Below are 17,333 nucleotides of genomic sequence, written 5' to 3'. Positions count from 1 at the left end.
CGCGGGGGCAAACGTAAATCAGATCACGCTCGCTAAGTTCTGGCGTCAGCGAAGCGGCGGGAACAACAGGTTAAGACAGTAGGCCCTCTGTATCTATAAAGGTAAGGTAACTATTTTGTTTAGTTTGTGATTATGCGGCATATGCAACCTGACGCTTCAAAGCACTTTATGATACATAAATAGGAGGGGAAAAATAAGAAATATTGCAACGCAATATTAGGGACGCAAGATTGGTAACGCTCCAAATACTTATATTCAGTTTAGGAGCAGGCATGGTGGCGATAGCGGTCAGGCGTGGGGGCGAGTACAATCATCTGCTTTTCTTGTCGGCGTTTGTGCCCCGTTAACAGTCGCGAATGATAGCTGATACGCAGCGTAGAATCCTGTTCTTGCAGGGCCCCCCTTCCACATTCTGGCGTCAGCTCTGCGATCATTTCGAATCGGCAGGCGCTATTACGCGCCGCATTAATTTTTCGATGGGGGACTGGGCTTACTGGCGCAAGGCCGGGGCAGACAACTATCGAGGTCGGTTCAGCCGGTGGGGCGACTTTTTAAGAAAGTATCTGGTTGACCACCAAATTACTGACATTTTGTACTACGCAGATCGTCTACCGTATCACGCCGTGGCACGGGAGATAGGGGCGTCACTGGGCATACGGACCTACGCGCTCGAGTTTGGCTATCTGCGGCCCGACTGGCTGACCCTTGAGCGCGGTGCCATGGGGGCCTTGTCACATTTCCCCAATGATGCGGATACTATCCGGCAGATTGCTCGGAATGTGCGCAGCTTTGTACAGCCCAAGGAGCACTTTACCCACCGTTTTGCGCAAGAAGCGACCAACGAGGTGGTTTATAACTTGTTGACGGCACTCGTGCCATATGGGTACCCATTTTACCGCTCGGATAAGTACTATCACCCGCTGCTGGACTACTTAAGTTGGCTCCCTAGCGCGCTACGCAAGATGTTCACGGAACGCAAACGTTCCGACGCAGCGTTACGACTGCGCCTTGAACGCAAGCGTTATTGGATGTTGGCTTTGCAGATTCAGGCTGATTACCAATTGCGTACCAATGCGCACTATCGTCATCAGGCCGACATGATTGCCGAGGTGATCGAGTCCTTTGCCAAGCATGCGCATTCAGAGGGCCATCTAATTGTGAAGCTGCATCCATTGGATAATGGCATTGAACGCTGGGAGAGCGTGGTCGACCGCTTGGCGAAGAAACACGGCGTGGTCGATCGTGTTCTGGCTGTCAGCAAATGCGACTTGAAGCGGACAATACGGCGTAGCCGCGGAGTTATTACGATTAATTCCACTGTGGGTTTACATAGCTTGCGTGCCGGCACGCCAGTGAAAGTACTGGGGATGGCCGTGTATGACATTCCCGGTCTGACGCATCAAGGATCGCTGGACTTGTTTTGGCGTAAACCACAAAAGGTAGATAAAACCTTGCGCAATGCGCTAGTGAGTGCCTTGGCTGCCACGATTCAGGTGCATGGATCGTTTTATCATGCGGAAGGGCGGCAGTACGCTTGTCGCGAAATCGTGCGACGAGTGATGAATGATCTGGTTAATGAGCCAGGGGCTTTTGTGGAGCCACCACCTCGTTTAGAGCGCGCGCTGCAGCGGAATGTACCGATTTTCAGTTCGCTAGAGGGCAGTGGGGTGCCGCCAGGCGGAGTGATTCGATCGTAAAAATGCTGCGGGCGCTCAACGGCGAGGATTTGCATGGACCTCTCGTCGGCTGGCACGGCGCGATGGAGACGGTGGAGCACGAGGCACACCCTGTGACGAAACCAAAAACTGGCCCGTGCTCAGAAAGAATGTAAGAGTCCGGCGAACACACATTGACATGGCCGCGTCAGCGGCCGTTGTCTTTTAATTCTTGGTTTGTGCCGACCAGTTGTGCGGTAGTAATTCGTCGATGCGGTTGGCCGGGTGCGTGGGCAGGCGGGCCAGTACATCTTTCAGATAGGCATACGGATCATGGCCGTTCAGTGTTAGCGTCCGGGCAACCCATCTTGATACGTTAGGGCGTATCGAAGAGCATAAGTCTCCATTTATATAGGTGGAGCAATGCACTCTTCAGAACCTCTTGAAGTCAGTCCGGCGTCACGGCGGCGGCGATATGATCCCCAATTCAAGGCCGAACTGGTTGCCTATTGTCAGCAGCGTGGCATCTCCGTGGCCTCGGTTGCCCGGGATCACGGCATCAACGCGAATCTTGTTCGCCGTTGGATCCAGGAACATGAGCGTTATGGTGACCTCGATGTCAGCACAACACCCTCGCCGATCCAACGTGATGTCGCGGCCCAGTTCATTGCCGTGCCGGCCTCGATGAACAAACCTATCGAGCCGGCGTCACAGGCCCCTTCACCACCGATCCAGATCAAGCTTGAACGTGGCGATTTAATCGTCTCGATTCAATGGCCACTGAGCCACGCGCAGCAATGTGCTGCGTGGCTAAATGAAGTCACTCGATGATCCGTATCGACCAGATCTGGCTGGCCGTCGAGCCGATGGATATGCGCGCGGGTACTGACACGGCACTGGCCCGAGTGGTAAAGGTCTTCGGTGCTGCACAGCCACACCACGCGTATTTGTTCGCCAACCGTCGAGCTAACCGTTTAAAAGTGTTGGTACACGATGGGCTGGGCGTCTGGCTGGCGGCCAGACGGTTGCACCAGGGCGGGTTTACTTGGCCTCGTTCGGGCGAGGCGCAGCTCATGTTGAGCGACGAACAACTGCAGGCCTTGGTCATAGGTCTGCCGTGGCACCGTATCGGGCCTAACGGCGTGATTGACGTTCTCTGATCAGGCTGGATTCTGGCGACTCACTTTTACTTGGCACGTAACTGCCGCGTTATGCCATCGGGGCATGCGCCAATGGCGTAGGTGCCTCAGTCATGTAACACTTAGGGCCATGACTACGCCGCCGATGCCCGACCTTGCCACCATGGATGCGCCCGCCTTGCGCACGCTGTTGCTCGAGGTGCTGGCCGAGCGCGAGGCGCTCGAGCAGACGCGATCCGAGCTTGAACAATTAACAGTGCGTCAGGCACAAGCGCAAACGGTCTACCAGGACGAGATCCGATACAAGGACGCCAAGATCGCGCAGTTGACCCACGAGATCGCGAGCCTGCGTCGCTATCAATTCGGTAAAAAAGGCGAGCAGCTCTCAGGGGTACAAGGCAATCTGCTGGATGAGACCGTCAGTACGGACATCGCGGCCATTGAGACTGAACTAGAGATACTAAGCGGCCAGCCCCTATCCAGACCGGCCAACCGCCCCAAGCGTGCCCGGTTACCCGAGCACTTGCCCCGCACCGAATACCGCCATGAGCCCGATAGCACGCACTGCCAGTGCGGATGCGAGTTGTTGCGCATCGGAGAAGAGGTCTCGGAGAAGCTGGATTACACACCGGGATTGTTTAGCGTAGAGCGCCACATCCGCGGCAAATGGGTGTGCAAACAATGCGCCACCCTAAAGCAGGCGCCGGTACCAGCCCATGTCATCGACAAAGGCATGGCCACTACCGGCTTGTTGGCTCACGTTCTGGTGGCCAAGTACGCCGACCATCTGCCGCTGTACCGGCAAGAGGCGATCTTCGAGCGAGCGGGCATGAAGCTGGCTCGCTCAACGCTTGCCGAATGGGTGGGAACCTGCGGCGTTCATCTGCAACCCTTGGTGGACGCCTTGCGTCAGGCGATTCTCGCGCATCGCGTGGTGCATGCCGACGAAACGCCGGTGCAAATTCCAGCCTGGCAGCAAAAAGACCCATCGAGCCTATCTCTGGGCCTATGCACCTGGTGCCTTCGAATCACTGAAGGCGGTGATCTACGACTTTACGCAAGGCCGTGCTGGTGAACACGCTCGCGCCTTCCTGGGGGACTGGCAAGGCAGTCTACTCTGTGACGACTACTCGGGCTATAAAGCCTGCTTTACTCAAGGCATGGCCGAGGTCGGCTGCATGGCGCATGCGCGGCGCAAATTCTACGAGCTGCATGCCGCGAGTAAGAGTCAGTTAGCTGAGCAAGCTCTGCAGCATATCGGTCAACTCTATGAGGTTGAACGCCAGGTCAAGGACTAGGATATCGATGCTCGAAGGCGAATACGTCAGGAACGATCCAAACCCCTGGCCGACGCGCTGCACCTCTGGATGCAAGAGCAACGCACCCGCGTTCCCGACGGCTCAGCCACCGCCAAAGCCTTCGATTACAGCCTTAAACGCTGGAGTGCGCTCACGCGCTATCTAGATGATGGGCAGTTGCCGATCGACAACAACCACATTGAGCGGCAGATCCGACCGGTTGCGGTGGGCCGGAATAATTGGCTGTTCGCGGGATCGCTGCGTGCAGGCAAACGGGCGGCTGCTGTGATGACGCTGGTTCAATCGGCCAAGCTCAATGGGCACGATCCGTATGCCTATCTCAAAGACGTACTCACGCGTCTGCCTACGCAGCCGGCCAGCCGGATCGATCAATTACTGCCGCATAACTGGCAACCGCAAACACCATAAACAGCAACGCCCGCTTATGCGGGCGTGTCAATATGGGATGGCCGGACGCTAACGTTGATGGGGTGTACGCAACGATCGAGCATGATAGTTACGCCAACCGATCCACTTAACTGTGCGCAAACCAGAGCTGCCCATGACTCTATCACCGACGGCCAACGACTCGACGGGCACCGGCCCCCGATCCGTCTCGATCAGCGTCCCATTGACAAAGCATGGTGGCGCGGACTCCGGAAGAGACGGCTCTGTGTGATATGAGATGGTCTGACCGATTTCATAGTCCGCGTTAGTGGTCGCCAGGCCATAGATATAACTTAATTCCTCCGCACCCTCATCAAGCTCAGCGTAGAGGATGCCATCGTCGGTAAACCCGAAAGTCTTCCTGAGAGCGCCGTGGAGGTCGTTATAGTGCTGAGTAATTCGCACCATTTCGTCAGCCCGAAAAAAATCATCGTTGTCGCCGACTACTGTAGTGGTCGCGGCTCCAATCTTGTGTGTGACGACGAGTTGGCCGTCTTCTTGTAGATCTAAGTAGTAGAGGTATGAGCCTGTAAAACTGACCATAATTGATCTCCCGACGGTAAAGATTTTTGCCATTGATCGCAATTTTCAGGGGTTTAACCGATTAATTTCGCAGCGTCCAGTCATTTATTGTTACACGGCCGTGCTCCGTGAGCTTTGAAATCGCCGTCATTCGCAAACGAATTGCGGCGCGCGCGAAAGGCTTGTTTATCGAGCCGGCGTCAAAGGCGGCATGAAATCTATTAAGTAACTTTGCTGAGAACTCGGAAGGACTCTGGACCGTGTTTTGGCGCAGGATCCCGTCATAGGAATGACTGCGGCATGCCTATTCGTCAGTATCCTCCGGGAGCCCCCTACGCTAGAACTCGGCTAACTTCCACGGTGTAGTTAACCTAGTCCAAATCGAGCCCGTATTTCGTCCCCACAATTGCGCCCGTTCAACGAGTAACGGTCTCCGATTTCAGCGCATTCCTCGGCTATCGACAAAGCGAATGCCATCAAGGCTGTGGGTTCGATTTCCTCAATCCCGGCGGCCTCCGCGAAAGCCGCCAGCTCATCGGCACTTAGGCCAAATTGATCGGAATCCCGCGTTCTATCATCGTTCTGGTCCATCGTCGTATCCTCAAGAAGAATCTACGGCGTGCTCAACGAGAGACACACTTCGGTGCCCCCAGGTTTTTTTATGCTTACAGTGTACGCGCCTAAATGAAAAGCGGGGCCATTAGTAGGCCCCGAATAATCTTATTTTGCCTCCAACGCTGCTACACGCGACTCTAGTGCATCCTGGGCTGCCACGATCCCCCGCATGATAAACGCGCCAAGCTCATCCCAACGGAATGAATAGACATCACCGGCCGGCCTGGCCGGGCGTACGACGATGTCTTTCCCGGTCTCTTCATCGGCATACTTCACCTCGGGCTCAGCCTCATACTCGTCATAGCAGATCGCTCCATAGGCAAATGGATCCAGATTGTGAGATCTAAACACTTCAATTGCGCGCTGAACTGTCATACCAAAATGACGGCGGGCTGTGGATCCCTTGTCAGCAATTTGCTGCAGCCATTGATACCATCCGATTTCGCGAGCCAACGCTTGCGCGCATGCGATCTCTGCGGAGGAGAGCGGCGTTACCTGCGTCTTTAATCGCGCATCAGATGTATTGATAGCACCTGTTGCCGCGTATACCTCAGACCAGCGGTACGCTGCAGATCCAAGCTGACGGCTATTGTCTACGCCAGGGCGAAAGCCTCCACCTGTTATGCGGGCAATTTCAAAAACTTCGTCTGTTGCGATGGTTGAAGCATCAGTCGCCAGGAAAGCGATGCCGGTCTGGCTAGCGTTGGCGCCGTTCTGCACTGAGGCAATGGCAGCTTTACGGCGCTCTACGCCGATCCCTCGAAATGAAATCGACCCTCCGTAGTTGTCCTGGCCGGTGGTTCCTGCACAACGCAGCGCCAAGGTTCCGAGGGAGCCTCCGCTATTTCCAGGCACAAAATTGTTCAGGTCGAGGACAGCCATTCGATTCACGAGCCCAATATTCTGCGTCGCGTCTTTTGCGAGTAGGCTTACATTGATGCCAGGAGTGTTGTTTACGTTGTTGACGTAGGTATTGCTGGTTCTGGCCACCCCATTGACCGAGATAGGCCCAGTCAGAGGAGAGGGAACATCGACTGTAATGATGTTGCTCGCGGGGGAGTCGATGTCCGACCCGGAGACATGGATGTTTCCGATGCCGAGATCGGAGCTATCGCGGACATTGATGCAAGGGCCGACCGAGTTTCGGACGGTGAATCCGTTGAAGTAGATGTCGTGGCAAGGGTAGGGCGTCGAGGTTCCGGTTTCCTTATCGACGACGAGTTGAGTCGTGATGTCCGTTCCGTTCGCCGCAGGGGTATCAACATAAAAGCTATTGATGTAGACATTCGAGCATCCGGCTATCACGGCACCTACGTTGCAGGATTGTGCCTTCAGGGTCTTCATAACGCGATAGCCGGAAACGAGCACATCCACGCATTGCTCTAGCCGAAGGCCATCCTCGTTCGAGCCCGTAAGGTTGCCGGTCGCACAATCATTGACAACGATACTGTTAATACTTAATGCGTGATATCCGCGGACCTTTATCCCACATTGGCCTGTGTTCTCCAATGTGATGTTGCTGATCCTGAGCCCGCGAGGTTGCGCAGCGGGATTGGAGAAATAGATCCCATGTTCACCGGATTCGTTAATGTAGATGTCCGAAATACTGCATCCGTTGCCGGGGGCGCCACCAATGGCGTTGTAGCCTGGGTTTGTCCCCGCGTTAGGGGATTTTCCGACAAAGGAGCCAGCGTGGACTCGGGAATTGGTCACACTCGAAAAGATGATGCCTTTTCCATAGGACGTGATCTTGAATCCTTCAATTTCCACATTGTCTGGAATGAAATCCGGGTGGTAAAGCCTGATCGGAAGTTCCCAGTTATGGATCTGCAGGTTACGCAGACGAACGTTATTGCGGAACGCCCAGATACATGCGTCTTGGTTTGCCTCTCCGAGGGGCTGTTGATCTGCACTGGAGATAATGAGCCCGTCGGCCGAGGCTCCCTCGCCGAATGACGCAAATCGACGAATGACAAACCCGCTGGGAACGTGCAGTGTCAGGTTGAGGACACGGGTGTAGTTGCCGAAGCTGAACTGCGTGTTCCTGCTCCCATCGGACCGTGCATAAGTAATGGTCGAACCGTTACCGTAAAGGATCACACTCGGAGGTAGCGGAACAAGTTGCTGCGTGACCAGATAGTTTTTGCCCTGCTCGAGCCATAAGGGTCGAGGGCTCGTAGCTAGCGCAGCATAGGCAGCTTGAAAAGCTGCAGTGTCGTCTGTAACGCCGTCACCTACTGCTCCGTAGGCCTCGATTCTTAACGGCGTGCTGCTCAGTTGGTCAAACACGGTGTCATTGGGCGATGACCCGGTGCCACCGTAATATCCAACTAATGCGGCGCCCTTTGCGGGATCTGTAGCGTTTGCAAGATCACTGCGCAATGCGTCATCAGCCATTCAAGCCTCCATTGGCGAATTCCGTTGATGTGATAACCAGCGATCAAGCTGGTTCGAGGTGTTGCTAGTTCAGCCGAAGTTCGAAAAGACCCGCCAATCGTATTGGCTAGGTGATTCGCACTTTCAATACACCACCTGTCTGATAAATCCCGTTTACAGGAATTCCAGCTGCGGCCGCTGCCGCGTCGTCGGCAGCAGCCGGGACCCCGTTGTCAAACACCCAGGAGTTTGATGACTGCCGATATGAAAGTCGCGGGGTGCCGAGCGTCTGCATGTAGATATTGCCGTTGTCCCTTACTGAAAATTGGTTGGCACCTCGGCTACCTCCTGGTAGCAGAAAATTCAGCGCTGACCGCCATACTCCGCTCGCGTATATGGGAGATGGTACGTCTCTCATGTCCAAATATCGAGGGATGGTCCGTGCATCCTCGATGTCGAATGGCGTGATTTTGGACCACATATTGAACAGCCCGCTGCTTCGGTTAGGGCCGCCCATCACGTTAATTTCTGAGTAATAAGAGCCTGCTAACCCAAGATAAAGTGGAGTACCGCTGTTGTCATAAAACTGGATGTTGAAGACTTGGTATTCACTACCATTTCGTATCACAGGAGCGTCAGCGTGCACCTCCCGAATATGGAGGTCGTAGTTGCAGAATCTGTTGAAGCCTGCAATAGTGATGGCAGCGATATTTTCCTCGGTCGATGCACTGCCGCAACTGACGGCCTGGATGCTCGCGGTGGTTCCAATAGCCAAGTTGGTGGAGAATGCGCTCTTGCAGCGATTAGCTGTGCCAGTAATTCTCGTGTTCTGCGCTCCTTTTCCGCGCAGATCCTCACCTTCTGGGATGCCCGATCGATCGTCGGAAATCACCATTCCGAGGTAGCAATCTTCAGTCAGGAAGTCAATAACGCCGCAATCGACACAGCGATTCTTGATGTCAATGGCATAGCCGGTAGTATCGGGTTGTTTAACGATTCCTCGGACATATGGCCGCACCATGTATGATGCGTACAGGTTGGCGAACAGCAGCCCTGCCGAAGTCAGGCTGGCACCATCGGTTCGTACATCGATTAGATAGTTGCTATAGGCTTGATTGTTGTCTCGATCTGCATACCACAGGACTTGAAAGCCTCTGGTGTTCACGATCGATATATTGTCCAGTATGCAGTTTTTAGGGGTTTTGAACGAGAAGCCTTGTCCGCCCGTCGCTGGGGCATTTCCATCGAGCCCCAGCATTCCACCATCGAGCTTGAGATTACGAAATACGATGCCATCGGGTGCATTGGCTTCGAACAGGTTTCCGCCTATGCCGTATCGCTGAAACTTGATCGTGCTGCCACGCAGTCAAAAGAAATATCTTTGGCGGCTGTTCCAAATGTGAGTTTGTCTGAACCCATCATCCAGATGTGGCCTTGGTCTACGCAATGCACCGCGATACCACCGCGGCTTTTCCCCGTGTTAATAGCAAGTTGAAATGCCGCCCAGTCCAGTTGTTGGTTGAGCGAAGTCGCATGCGGATAGACGGCTTGAGCTGCAGCTAAAGACGCGAATTTGGAGCTTAGAGGCCGGCTTGTGCCGTCTCCGATGGCACCGAAGTCTTTGATCGAAAGGGTGTCTTGAAGCCGAGAATACACGTCTCGGTTGACATATCCCACCAACGCCGCTCCCTTTGCAGGATCGGTCGCATTTGCAAGATCACCTCGTAGTGCATCATCAGCCATTTCAGCCTCCCGATAGAACTCGTTGCGGATCCAGATTAGGCCAGTTATAGCACCGAAGCGTGTCAGGTGCGTAACGGGTAATGTGGGCTTGGGCTGACTCGGCAGCCAGGTGGAAAGACCAGGCGAGTGGTTGCGTGGAAAGCATTGGAACGTAATCCCATATTACGTCACTACACCCTCAAGCCAATCCATAACCCCACCAACGCACCTAACCCCCATGCGCAAATCCGATTTCGCAAAGGCCGCCTTGCTACCCCCGCATCGAGCTACCCGCTGGTACCACCCCGTCGAACAATCCATGATGGAGTTCGGAATCATCTCACCCCTGCGCGCCGCGATGTATATCGCCACCCTGGGCCACGAATCATGCGGGTTCACCTGCACCCGTGAAATATGGGGCCCCACAGCCGCGCAGCGGCGCTACGAGGGCCGAACTAGCCTGGGCAACACCCACCCCGGCGACGGATTCCGATACCGGGGGCGCGGCCTGATCCAGATCACTGGCCGCGCCAACTATCGCGCGGTGTCGAATGGGCTGGACGTTGACTACGTGACCCATCCAGAATGGCTCGAACGCGCCGTGGACGCCGCCAGAGGCAGCGGCTGGTGGTGGCTGAATAATGGATGCAACGAGATCGCCGATAGCGGCGATTTTTTGCGTCTGTCCATACGGGTCAATGGCAGGAATGTCAGGGGTCTGCCTAACGGATGGAGCGATCGGAACCGCAGGTATGCAGCGGCGTGCATGGCACTGGGAGTGTGACGCTGACCGTCATTGGGGCGCACAATCATTGCATCAGAAATCACTCTGCCTGCAAGCTGCGGACTTTTGTTAGACAATTCAGTAAAGGTCGGCGTAGTGCCAGCTGTTGCATCTGGCATATGTCCCTCACCGGATTCGCCGACGATTTCCAGGAAAGCCAGCATGACGCTCGCAACAGGAATAACGGCAATCCTCGTAGGCATCGTCGCCTACGGTATGGGCAAACTCAGCGTTTACGTCCAACAGGACAACGAGCGCGATTCGGCATTGCCCGACGACCCTGCGCTAGGTTGGGGGCAACGCCAGTTCGAGTTGTGGTGGCAGACCCAGGAAAATGCATTAGCGGCGGAACGGGAATTGGCAAAGCTGATTTCGACGCTGTCATTGGCCAGTATCGCTGGCATCGTCGCTTTGGGCGAGTTGAGAATCCTCAGCGCTACAGGCCTCTGTGTGTTGATTGTGGGCTTTCTGCTGCCGGTTTTATGTGGCGTCTTCAATCTGCAAATGCGCCAATCGCTGTTTCAGCAGCGCGCGCGTCGGCTGCAGGATGCTTTTGCGCAGGGCGAGCCAACTCGGCGTTTGCGCCGCGATGCCCTGGGTCACCATATTGTTTCCGCAATCTCAACGCTCGGCGCAATCCTGTTCGCCATCGCGCTGGTGCTGACCGCACTGACTTTGGCCGCCAGCAGCTCTGATTGCGCCGGCCCGCGCGCCAAGTACAGTCTGGAGCAACTGTATTGCAGCGCGCCTGTCCACAAATTGAGACGCCAGGACTGAGGACGCCTTGATGGCGACCTCAGCACCTGCTATTCCAGCTTGATTCCCGCATCCTTCACGACTTTCAGCCATTTCTCGATCTCCGCTTGTAGCGAGCGATTGAATTCCTCCGGTGTACTACCCACGGTTTCAATGCCGTCCTGCGCGAGACGCTCCTTTAATGCCGGATCGGCCAGGACCTTGACGATGGAGGCGTGCAGCGTCTGGATGATAGGCTCGGGCGTGCCGCGTGGCGCCAATACGCCATGCCACGCAGAGGCCTCATAGCCGGGAACGCCTGCCTCGGCCACGGTAGGCACATCAGGCAGCAATGGCGAGCGGCGCGCACCCGTCACCGCCACGGCCTTTACATTACCCGCCTGCGCCTGTTTCGACGCCGATGCAGCGTCGCCAAACGTCATGTCCACGACACCACCCACGACATCGAGCAGGGCAGGTCCTGCGCCTTTATAAGGCACGGGAATCAGCGAAATATCAGCCTGACGCATGAACAGCTCGACCGCCAAATGCGCAGAGCTGCCTTGGCCCGCCGTGGACAGGGTCAATGTACGAGGTTGACGTTTGGCGAGTTCGATCAGCTCTGCCAGGGTGTTGACGGGCAGTTGTTTCTTCACCGCCACGACGTAGGGATAGCTGGTCAGTTGCGTAATAGTCGCAAAATCCCGCCGTGCGTCATAGGGCAGTTTGCTATAGACCGAGGGATTGATCGCATTGGGGCCGCTTTGCCCCAGCAGCAGGGTGTATCCGTCGGGGGCGGCTTTGGCCACTGCATCGGTGCCTATGATGCCGCCAGCGCCACCGCGGTTGTCGATGATGAAGGGCTGGCCCAGTTGTTCGCTGACGCCTTTAAATACGAGGCGTGCGACGATGTCCGCGCCACCGCCGGCGGCGAAGGGGACGATGACCTTGACCGGGCGGTCGGGGTAGGCGGCCTCGGCGTGGCTAGCGCCGAGTGCAGCGAAACAGATGGCCAGCGTTGGCGCGACTGCCTTGAGAATGCTGCGCATGAGAAAGTCTCCTGTGTTGTTTTTGTAATGTGATGGCTTATGGAATGCTGGTAGCCGGAACGCCGCCGGCGTAGGTGCGATAGCTGACGCCGCTATTCCAGCCGGCATCCACTGGCAATAGCACACCGGTGATCAGGCTGGCCTGGTCGGAACACAGAAACGCGACGGCGTTGGCGACGTCATCAGGCACGGGTAATGCCGCTAATGCATGCACAGACATCATCTGCGCCAGGTCGCGTTGGCCGCCGTCGATTCTGGCCTGCAGGGCAGGGGTCATGACGTAGGTGGGGGCAACACTATTGACACGTACGCCATGCGGCCCGAGCTCTTGGGCGAGGATTTGCGTCAGACGGGCGATCGCCGCCTTGCCCGGGTTGTAGGCGGGCAGGGGCAATGGGTGCAGACTGTTGATGGAGCCGATGGTCACGATGTTGCCATGCCCCTGCGCACGCATGCGTACGCCGAAGCTGCGGCATGCGTGCACGGTGCCGTGGTAGTTCACGCGCCACATGCGGTCGTGTGCCGACAGGGCCATGTCCAGCACGGATTCGGTATTGGGAATCAACGCGGCGGAGGTGACCAGTACGGTCGGTTCACCCAGGTCCGCGCTGATGGTGTCGGCGCAGGACTGCACCGCATCGGCATTGGCGACGTCGCAGGCATAAAAGCAGGCGCGGGCACCCTGGCTGTGCAGTTCAGCGGCGAGTGCCTCGCCCGATTCCTGCGTGACGTCCAGGATGGCTACGGCCAGCCCCCGGGCCGCGAAACGTCGTGCGCATGCGGCGCCGATGCCGCTGGCGCCTCCGGTGATGACGGCAACGCCGGTCGCCGTGCTCATGCCTGACCCGCTGCCGCTTTGCCGCGGACTTGTACGCCTGCGCTGTCTTCGACGTAGCGAATGATTTCGGTCAGGTCGGCATCGCTGCCGAGTTTGTCGCGGGCATCGTTGAGGAGTTTTCGCGCGGCGTCGCCGACTCGCAGCGGTACGCCGAGTTGCTCGCTTTCTTCCAGGCAGAGGCGCACGTCTTTGGTGGACAGGCCGATTGCAAAACCGAAGTCAAAGCTGCGCGTCAGCACAAAGCGCGGGATTTTGTCCTCAGAAGCGTTGGTGCGGCCTGAACCGGAGTTGATGATTTGCACCATGACGTCCGGATCGAGGCCCGCCTTGACACCCATCACCATCAGTTCGGAGGTGATGCTCAGCGCGGTGACGGAGATCAGGTTGTTGATGACTTTCATGGTCTGGGCCATGCCGGGTTTTTCACCAACGTACACGGGCTTGCCCAGCACGTTGAAGATGTCCTGCAACTGCTCGAAACGCTCGCGCGGACCGGAAATCATCAGAGCCAAAGTGCCACGCGTGGCGCCTGTGACGCCGCCGCTGACGGGGCAGTCGATGCTCTGGATATTGGCAGCCGCCAGGCCATCGGCCAGGGTACGCGCGGCGGCGGAGCCGCTGGTGGATAGGTCGATCACGGTACGTACGGCTTTGCCGCGCGCCAGACCTTGTTCGCCGAGCGCCACGGCAATGACGATATCGGGGGTGGGCAGCGATACCAGTACGGTGGTGGCGCTATCGGCCACGGCTTTGGGCGACTCTGCGATGATCGCGCCTTTGTCTTTCAGGGCCTGCAAGGCCTCGGGCTGGGTGTCGTAGATGGTCAGGGTGTAGCCGGCATTGAGCAGCCGTTCTGCCATCGGGGTGCCCATGCGGCCGATGCCGACAAAGCCTAGATGTTTTTCCGTCGTCATGATGTTTTTCACTCGCACAAAAGGGGAAGGGGTTCAAGCGGCTGTCCAGCCGCCATCAATGGGTAGCGTCGCGCCGGTGATATCGCTGCCGGTATCGGCGCAGAGAAAACAAATCAGGGCAGCCACGTTTTCCAGGGCCACAAAACGGCCGGTGGGCTGGCGTGCGGCGAGATACTCGCGCTCGGCGTCCTCGATGCTTTGGCCCGACTGTTTGGCGATGGCGGCAATCTTGCTGACGATGGCGGGCGTCGGGGCGGTGCCGGGCGCGACGGCGTTGCAGGTGATGCCGCTGCCGGCTGTTTCGATGGCCAGGGCGCGGGTCATGCCCAGCAGCGCGGTCTTGGTGGTGATGTAGCCCACGCGATTCGGTGCTGCGCCGCTGCCATAGACGGAGGACAGGTTGATGATGCGGCCCCATCGCTGGGCGAGCATGCCGGGCAGGGTGAGTCGTGCCAGGTGAAACGGGGCAGAGAGATTGACGGCCAACCCCTCATCCCAGTGTTCACGAGGCAGTTGATGGGCCGGCTCGAAATGCCGGATCACGGCGTTGTTGACCAGGATGTCGATGCGGGGAAATCGTGCCAATGCCTGTGCGGTCATGACCTCAATCTGGTCTACATCGCGCAGGTCGGCTTGCAAGAGCTCGACGTGGGCGCCATGGCGGTCTGCGATGGTGTCGCGGGCGTGGCGCGCTTGGTCGTTGGCTGCGAGGCAATGCATCACGACGGATGCACCGGCGGATGCCAATTGATCGGCAATGGCGTATCCCAGGCCGGCTTCTGCGCCCGTCACGAGTGCATGGCGGCCTTTTAGCGGTGAGCTCATGCGGCGTCCCCGGCAGTCTTGGTCGGCGTGACGTCGAGCTGCGCGATCTGGCCTGCGTGCTCGGGCGAGGGCGCGGGATAGCGTTGCATGACCTGCGGATCGTGTCCGGGAATGATGTGGTCCTCGGAATCGGCGAGGCTGCGCACGATGCGATAGCCCTCGAGCATGTCGCCTACGTTATAGACGACGGGAAAGGGGGCGTTGTTGCCGATGTTTCCGTATAGGTGGGTGGCGTCCGAGGCCAGCACGACCCATCCGCGCTTGGTCCACACGCGCACGATTTGCAGGCCGGCGGTGTGGCCGCCTACCAGATGCACGGACAAGCCAGGGGCGAGTTCGCTGCTGCCTTGGTGAAAGGTGACACGGCCTGCATAGAGCCGCCGCACGTACTCGACGATGTCCTCGACGTCATAGGGATGGCGCAATGCGCCGTGGCACATGCAACGCCCGGTGGCATAGGTGGGCTCTGCGTCTTGAACGTGAAAGGTGGCGTTGGGGAAGTCGGCCAGCGTCCCCGCGTGGTCGTAGTGCAGGTGGGTGAGGATGATGTTGCGGACTTGAGCGGCATCTATGCCCAGCAGCTTTAGCCCTTGGGCGGGACGCATGAACAGTTCGCGGCCTCGCTGCTGTGCGGCTGTTTCGCCAAAGCCGGTGTCGACCAGATAGATCTCGTCGTCACGGCGCAGGACCCAGACGTAATAGTCCAGGTCGGACTCTGCATCGTGGAAATCAACGTGGCCTAGATAGTTGTCGGATGAAGTCCGGCCGGAATGGCGCGCGTAGCGAATCGCGTACACGCTGAAAGGGGCGTAGTCCAAGGTATGTCTCCTCCTGGTCGAGGTGTCGGTTTTATTCAAATACAATAGGATTGTATTATAGTAATACATCATGCGGTGGCAAGAGGATGGTCCGGCGCCGCATTTCATCCGTGGAGAAAAAATATCATGGCATTGAGGCCCGAATTCCAATCCGAGCAGTTCCAAAAGGGGCTGGAGGTGCGTCGAGCTGTTGTGGGTGACGCCTATGTCGACAAGTCGCTCAATGGGGCCGACGACATGAGCGCCCCGCTGCAGAAGCTGGTGACGGAGTACTGCTGGGGGGATGTGTGGACCCGGCCCGGGCTGGAGCGCAAGACCCGTAGTTTTCTCAATCTGGCGATGCTGATCGCATTGAATCGGCCGAACGAGTTGCGGCTGCATATGCGTGGCGCGGTCAATAACGGCGTGACGAAGGAAGAGATCGTCGAGGTGATTCTGCAGGCCGCTATCTATTGCGGTGTGCCGGCTTCGTTGGACGCGATGAAGGCGGCGCGTGAGGTGATCGCCGAGATGGAAAAGGAAGGCGCATTACCGTAAAGCACAGCCGCGGATGCTGATATGTCAGGTGTGTGCCGGTGGCGAGAAACGATCGGCACGCCATAACGAGGAGACACGAATATGAAGAATGAGTCGATTGCGTTTATCGGTCTAGGGGCGATGGGCCTGCCGATGGCGCGCAATCTCGTCAAGAACGGATTTGCGGTGACGGGATATGACTTGAATCCGCAGGCGCTGGAAGCGCTGGTGCAGGCGGGCGGCAAGCGGGCAGCGAGTGCGCGGGAGGCTGCGGCCGATGCAGGGTTGGTGATCACGATGCTGCCGACGGCGGCTCACATTCGCGCCGCGCTGGAGGGCCCCGAAGGCGCGTTGCAATCGCTCTCGGAGGCGTCGCTGCTGATCAATATGTCGACCATCCTGCCGCACGAGACGGAGGGCATTGCCGCGGTGTTGGCAGCGCGTGGCCTGCGGATGCTGGATTCCCCGGTGGGGCGTTCTGCGATGGAGGCCGAGCGTGGGACGCTGCTGATTCTGGCCAGTGGCGCGGCCGCCGACAAGGCCCGGGCAGAGGAGGCGTTGCTCTGCATGGGCAATCAGATCATTGATTGCGGCGAGGTAGGCGGCGGCTCGCGGGTGAAGGTGATCAACAACTTCATGGGGATCTCACTCAATGCCTTGACGGCCGAGGCATTGACGCTGGCCGAGGCCTGCGGGCTGAGTGTGGAGCTGGCGTTGCAGGTGATGCGCGGGACTATCGCGGGCCAGGGCCACATGAATATCACGTATCCGAACAAGGTGCTGCGGGGTGACCTGTCGGCGGGTTTTCAGGTCGATCTCGCGCATAAAGACCTGGGTCTGGCCCTGGAGTTGGCATCGCGCAGCCGTGCGTGCGTGCCGATGGGTAGCGCCGCGTATCAGTCGTATACCGCGGCGCGGGCGCAGGGCAGGGGCGGGCAGGACTACAGCGCTATTTATCCCTTGATGCGCAGTCTCGCGGGGCTGCCTGAAGCCCTGCCGTATACCGTGGATACCCCGGTGAATGCGGATCCCTTTGGAAAGTCGGCGGCTCGTTGAGTGGCGCCAGCGGTTTTTAGGGCG

The 17,333-nt window shown here is 57.7% G+C and carries 16 protein-coding genes and 2 pseudogenes; 8 read left to right on the top strand and 10 right to left on the bottom strand.

What is annotated here, in order from left to right; genetic code table 11:
* The first annotated feature begins 356 nt into the window (after window positions 1–356).
* Window positions 357–1,697, top strand: a complete 1,341-nt coding sequence (locus tag CAL20_RS13205) for a capsule biosynthesis protein (RefSeq protein ID WP_094838081.1) — start codon at window positions 357–359, stop codon at window positions 1,695–1,697.
* Between the two features lie 183 nt (window positions 1,698–1,880).
* Here CAL20_RS13205 and CAL20_RS13200 read toward each other — a convergent pair.
* Window positions 1,881–2,003 (bottom strand): annotated as a pseudogene (locus tag CAL20_RS13200) (transposase domain-containing protein); the annotation flags it as partial.
* A 75-nt stretch (window positions 2,004–2,078) separates the two neighbouring features.
* On the opposite strand from CAL20_RS13200, the gene tnpA reads away from it, so the two are divergent.
* The 3 genes and pseudogenes from tnpA (at window position 2,079) to tnpC (ending at window position 4,521) form a co-directional block, all read left to right on the top strand.
* Window positions 2,079–2,486: an IS66-like element accessory protein TnpA gene (tnpA, locus tag CAL20_RS13195; protein ID WP_094838080.1), complete on the top strand. Its 408-nt coding sequence runs from the start codon at window positions 2,079–2,081 to the stop codon at window positions 2,484–2,486.
* Entirely contained in the window at window positions 2,483–2,815 is a 333-nt protein-coding gene (gene tnpB, locus CAL20_RS13190) for an IS66 family insertion sequence element accessory protein TnpB (protein ID WP_094838079.1), read from the top strand. The genes tnpA and tnpB overlap by 4 nt, the downstream gene beginning before the upstream one ends.
* A gap of 142 nt (window positions 2,816–2,957) precedes the next feature.
* Window positions 2,958–4,521, top strand: a pseudogene (gene tnpC / locus CAL20_RS13185) (IS66 family transposase).
* A gap of 48 nt (window positions 4,522–4,569) precedes the next feature.
* Here the strand turns inward: tnpC and CAL20_RS13180 are convergent.
* The 4 genes from CAL20_RS13180 to CAL20_RS13160 form a co-directional block, all read right to left on the bottom strand.
* Window positions 4,570–5,115 carry a Hint domain-containing protein gene (locus tag CAL20_RS13180; protein ID WP_218830711.1) on the bottom strand — a complete coding sequence of 182 codons (546 nt, stop codon included), beginning with the start codon at window positions 5,113–5,115 and terminating at the stop codon, window positions 4,570–4,572.
* Window positions 5,116–5,781: 666 nt separating this feature from the next.
* Window positions 5,782–8,073 carry a tail fiber domain-containing protein gene (locus CAL20_RS13170; RefSeq protein ID WP_094838076.1) on the bottom strand — a complete coding sequence of 764 codons (2,292 nt, stop codon included), beginning with the start codon at window positions 8,071–8,073 and terminating at the stop codon, window positions 5,782–5,784.
* Window positions 8,074–8,179: 106 nt separating this feature from the next.
* Window positions 8,180–9,310 carry a hypothetical protein gene (locus tag CAL20_RS13165; protein WP_094838075.1) on the bottom strand — a complete coding sequence of 377 codons (1,131 nt, stop codon included), beginning with the start codon at window positions 9,308–9,310 and terminating at the stop codon, window positions 8,180–8,182.
* Between the two features lie 68 nt (window positions 9,311–9,378).
* The gene (locus tag CAL20_RS13160; protein ID WP_094838074.1) at window positions 9,379–9,795 is read right to left on the bottom strand and encodes a hypothetical protein; all 417 of its coding nucleotides are present in this window, start codon (window positions 9,793–9,795) and stop codon (window positions 9,379–9,381) included.
* 217 nt (window positions 9,796–10,012) lie between these two features.
* On the opposite strand from CAL20_RS13160, the gene CAL20_RS13155 reads away from it, so the two are divergent.
* Together CAL20_RS13155 and CAL20_RS13150 are read left to right on the top strand one after the other, a co-directional pair.
* Entirely contained in the window at window positions 10,013–10,558 is a 546-nt protein-coding gene (locus CAL20_RS13155) for a glycoside hydrolase family 19 protein (RefSeq protein WP_143277065.1), read from the top strand.
* Window positions 10,559–10,720: 162 nt separating this feature from the next.
* Entirely contained in the window at window positions 10,721–11,335 is a 615-nt protein-coding gene (locus tag CAL20_RS13150) for a hypothetical protein (RefSeq protein ID WP_094838072.1), read from the top strand.
* A gap of 29 nt (window positions 11,336–11,364) precedes the next feature.
* On the opposite strand, the gene CAL20_RS13145 is transcribed toward CAL20_RS13150, so the two are convergent.
* Genes CAL20_RS13145 through CAL20_RS13125 form a run of 5 tightly spaced genes read right to left on the bottom strand, consistent with a single transcriptional unit; the run spans window position 11,365 to window position 15,737 of the window.
* On the bottom strand, window positions 11,365–12,342 hold the full coding sequence (locus CAL20_RS13145) for a Bug family tripartite tricarboxylate transporter substrate binding protein (protein WP_094838071.1): 978 nt from the start codon (window positions 12,340–12,342) through the stop codon (window positions 11,365–11,367).
* A gap of 37 nt (window positions 12,343–12,379) precedes the next feature.
* Window positions 12,380–13,180 (bottom strand): SDR family NAD(P)-dependent oxidoreductase, encoded by an 801-nt coding sequence (locus CAL20_RS13140; RefSeq protein ID WP_094838070.1) that lies wholly within the window; start codon window positions 13,178–13,180, stop codon window positions 12,380–12,382.
* Window positions 13,177–14,094: an NAD(P)-dependent oxidoreductase gene (locus tag CAL20_RS13135; RefSeq protein ID WP_094838383.1), complete on the bottom strand. Its 918-nt coding sequence runs from the start codon at window positions 14,092–14,094 to the stop codon at window positions 13,177–13,179. Before CAL20_RS13135 ends, CAL20_RS13140 begins: the two co-directional genes overlap by 4 nt.
* 33 nt (window positions 14,095–14,127) lie before the next feature.
* Complete coding sequence (locus CAL20_RS13130; RefSeq protein ID WP_094838069.1) at window positions 14,128–14,919, bottom strand: SDR family oxidoreductase; 792 nt, start codon at window positions 14,917–14,919, stop codon at window positions 14,128–14,130.
* A complete protein-coding gene (locus tag CAL20_RS13125) occupies window positions 14,916–15,737 on the bottom strand; it encodes an N-acyl homoserine lactonase family protein (RefSeq protein WP_094838068.1) in 822 nt (273 codons plus the stop codon). The genes CAL20_RS13130 and CAL20_RS13125 overlap by 4 nt, the downstream gene beginning before the upstream one ends.
* A 126-nt stretch (window positions 15,738–15,863) precedes the next feature.
* Here CAL20_RS13125 and pcaC point away from each other — a divergent pair, with 126 nt between their 5' ends.
* A complete protein-coding gene (gene pcaC / locus CAL20_RS13120; RefSeq protein WP_094821585.1) occupies window positions 15,864–16,274 on the top strand; it encodes a 4-carboxymuconolactone decarboxylase in 411 nt (136 codons plus the stop codon).
* A gap of 81 nt (window positions 16,275–16,355) precedes the next feature.
* Window positions 16,356–17,309, top strand: a complete 954-nt coding sequence (gene yihU / locus CAL20_RS13115; RefSeq protein WP_094838067.1) for a sulfolactaldehyde 3-reductase — start codon at window positions 16,356–16,358, stop codon at window positions 17,307–17,309.
* Window positions 17,310–17,333: the final 24 nt, after the last annotated feature.

The organism is Bordetella genomosp. 4 (assembly GCF_002261185.1).
Lineage (GTDB): Bacteria > Pseudomonadota > Gammaproteobacteria > Burkholderiales > Burkholderiaceae_B > Bordetella_A.
This window is presented reverse-complemented; position numbering and strand designations above follow the sequence as displayed.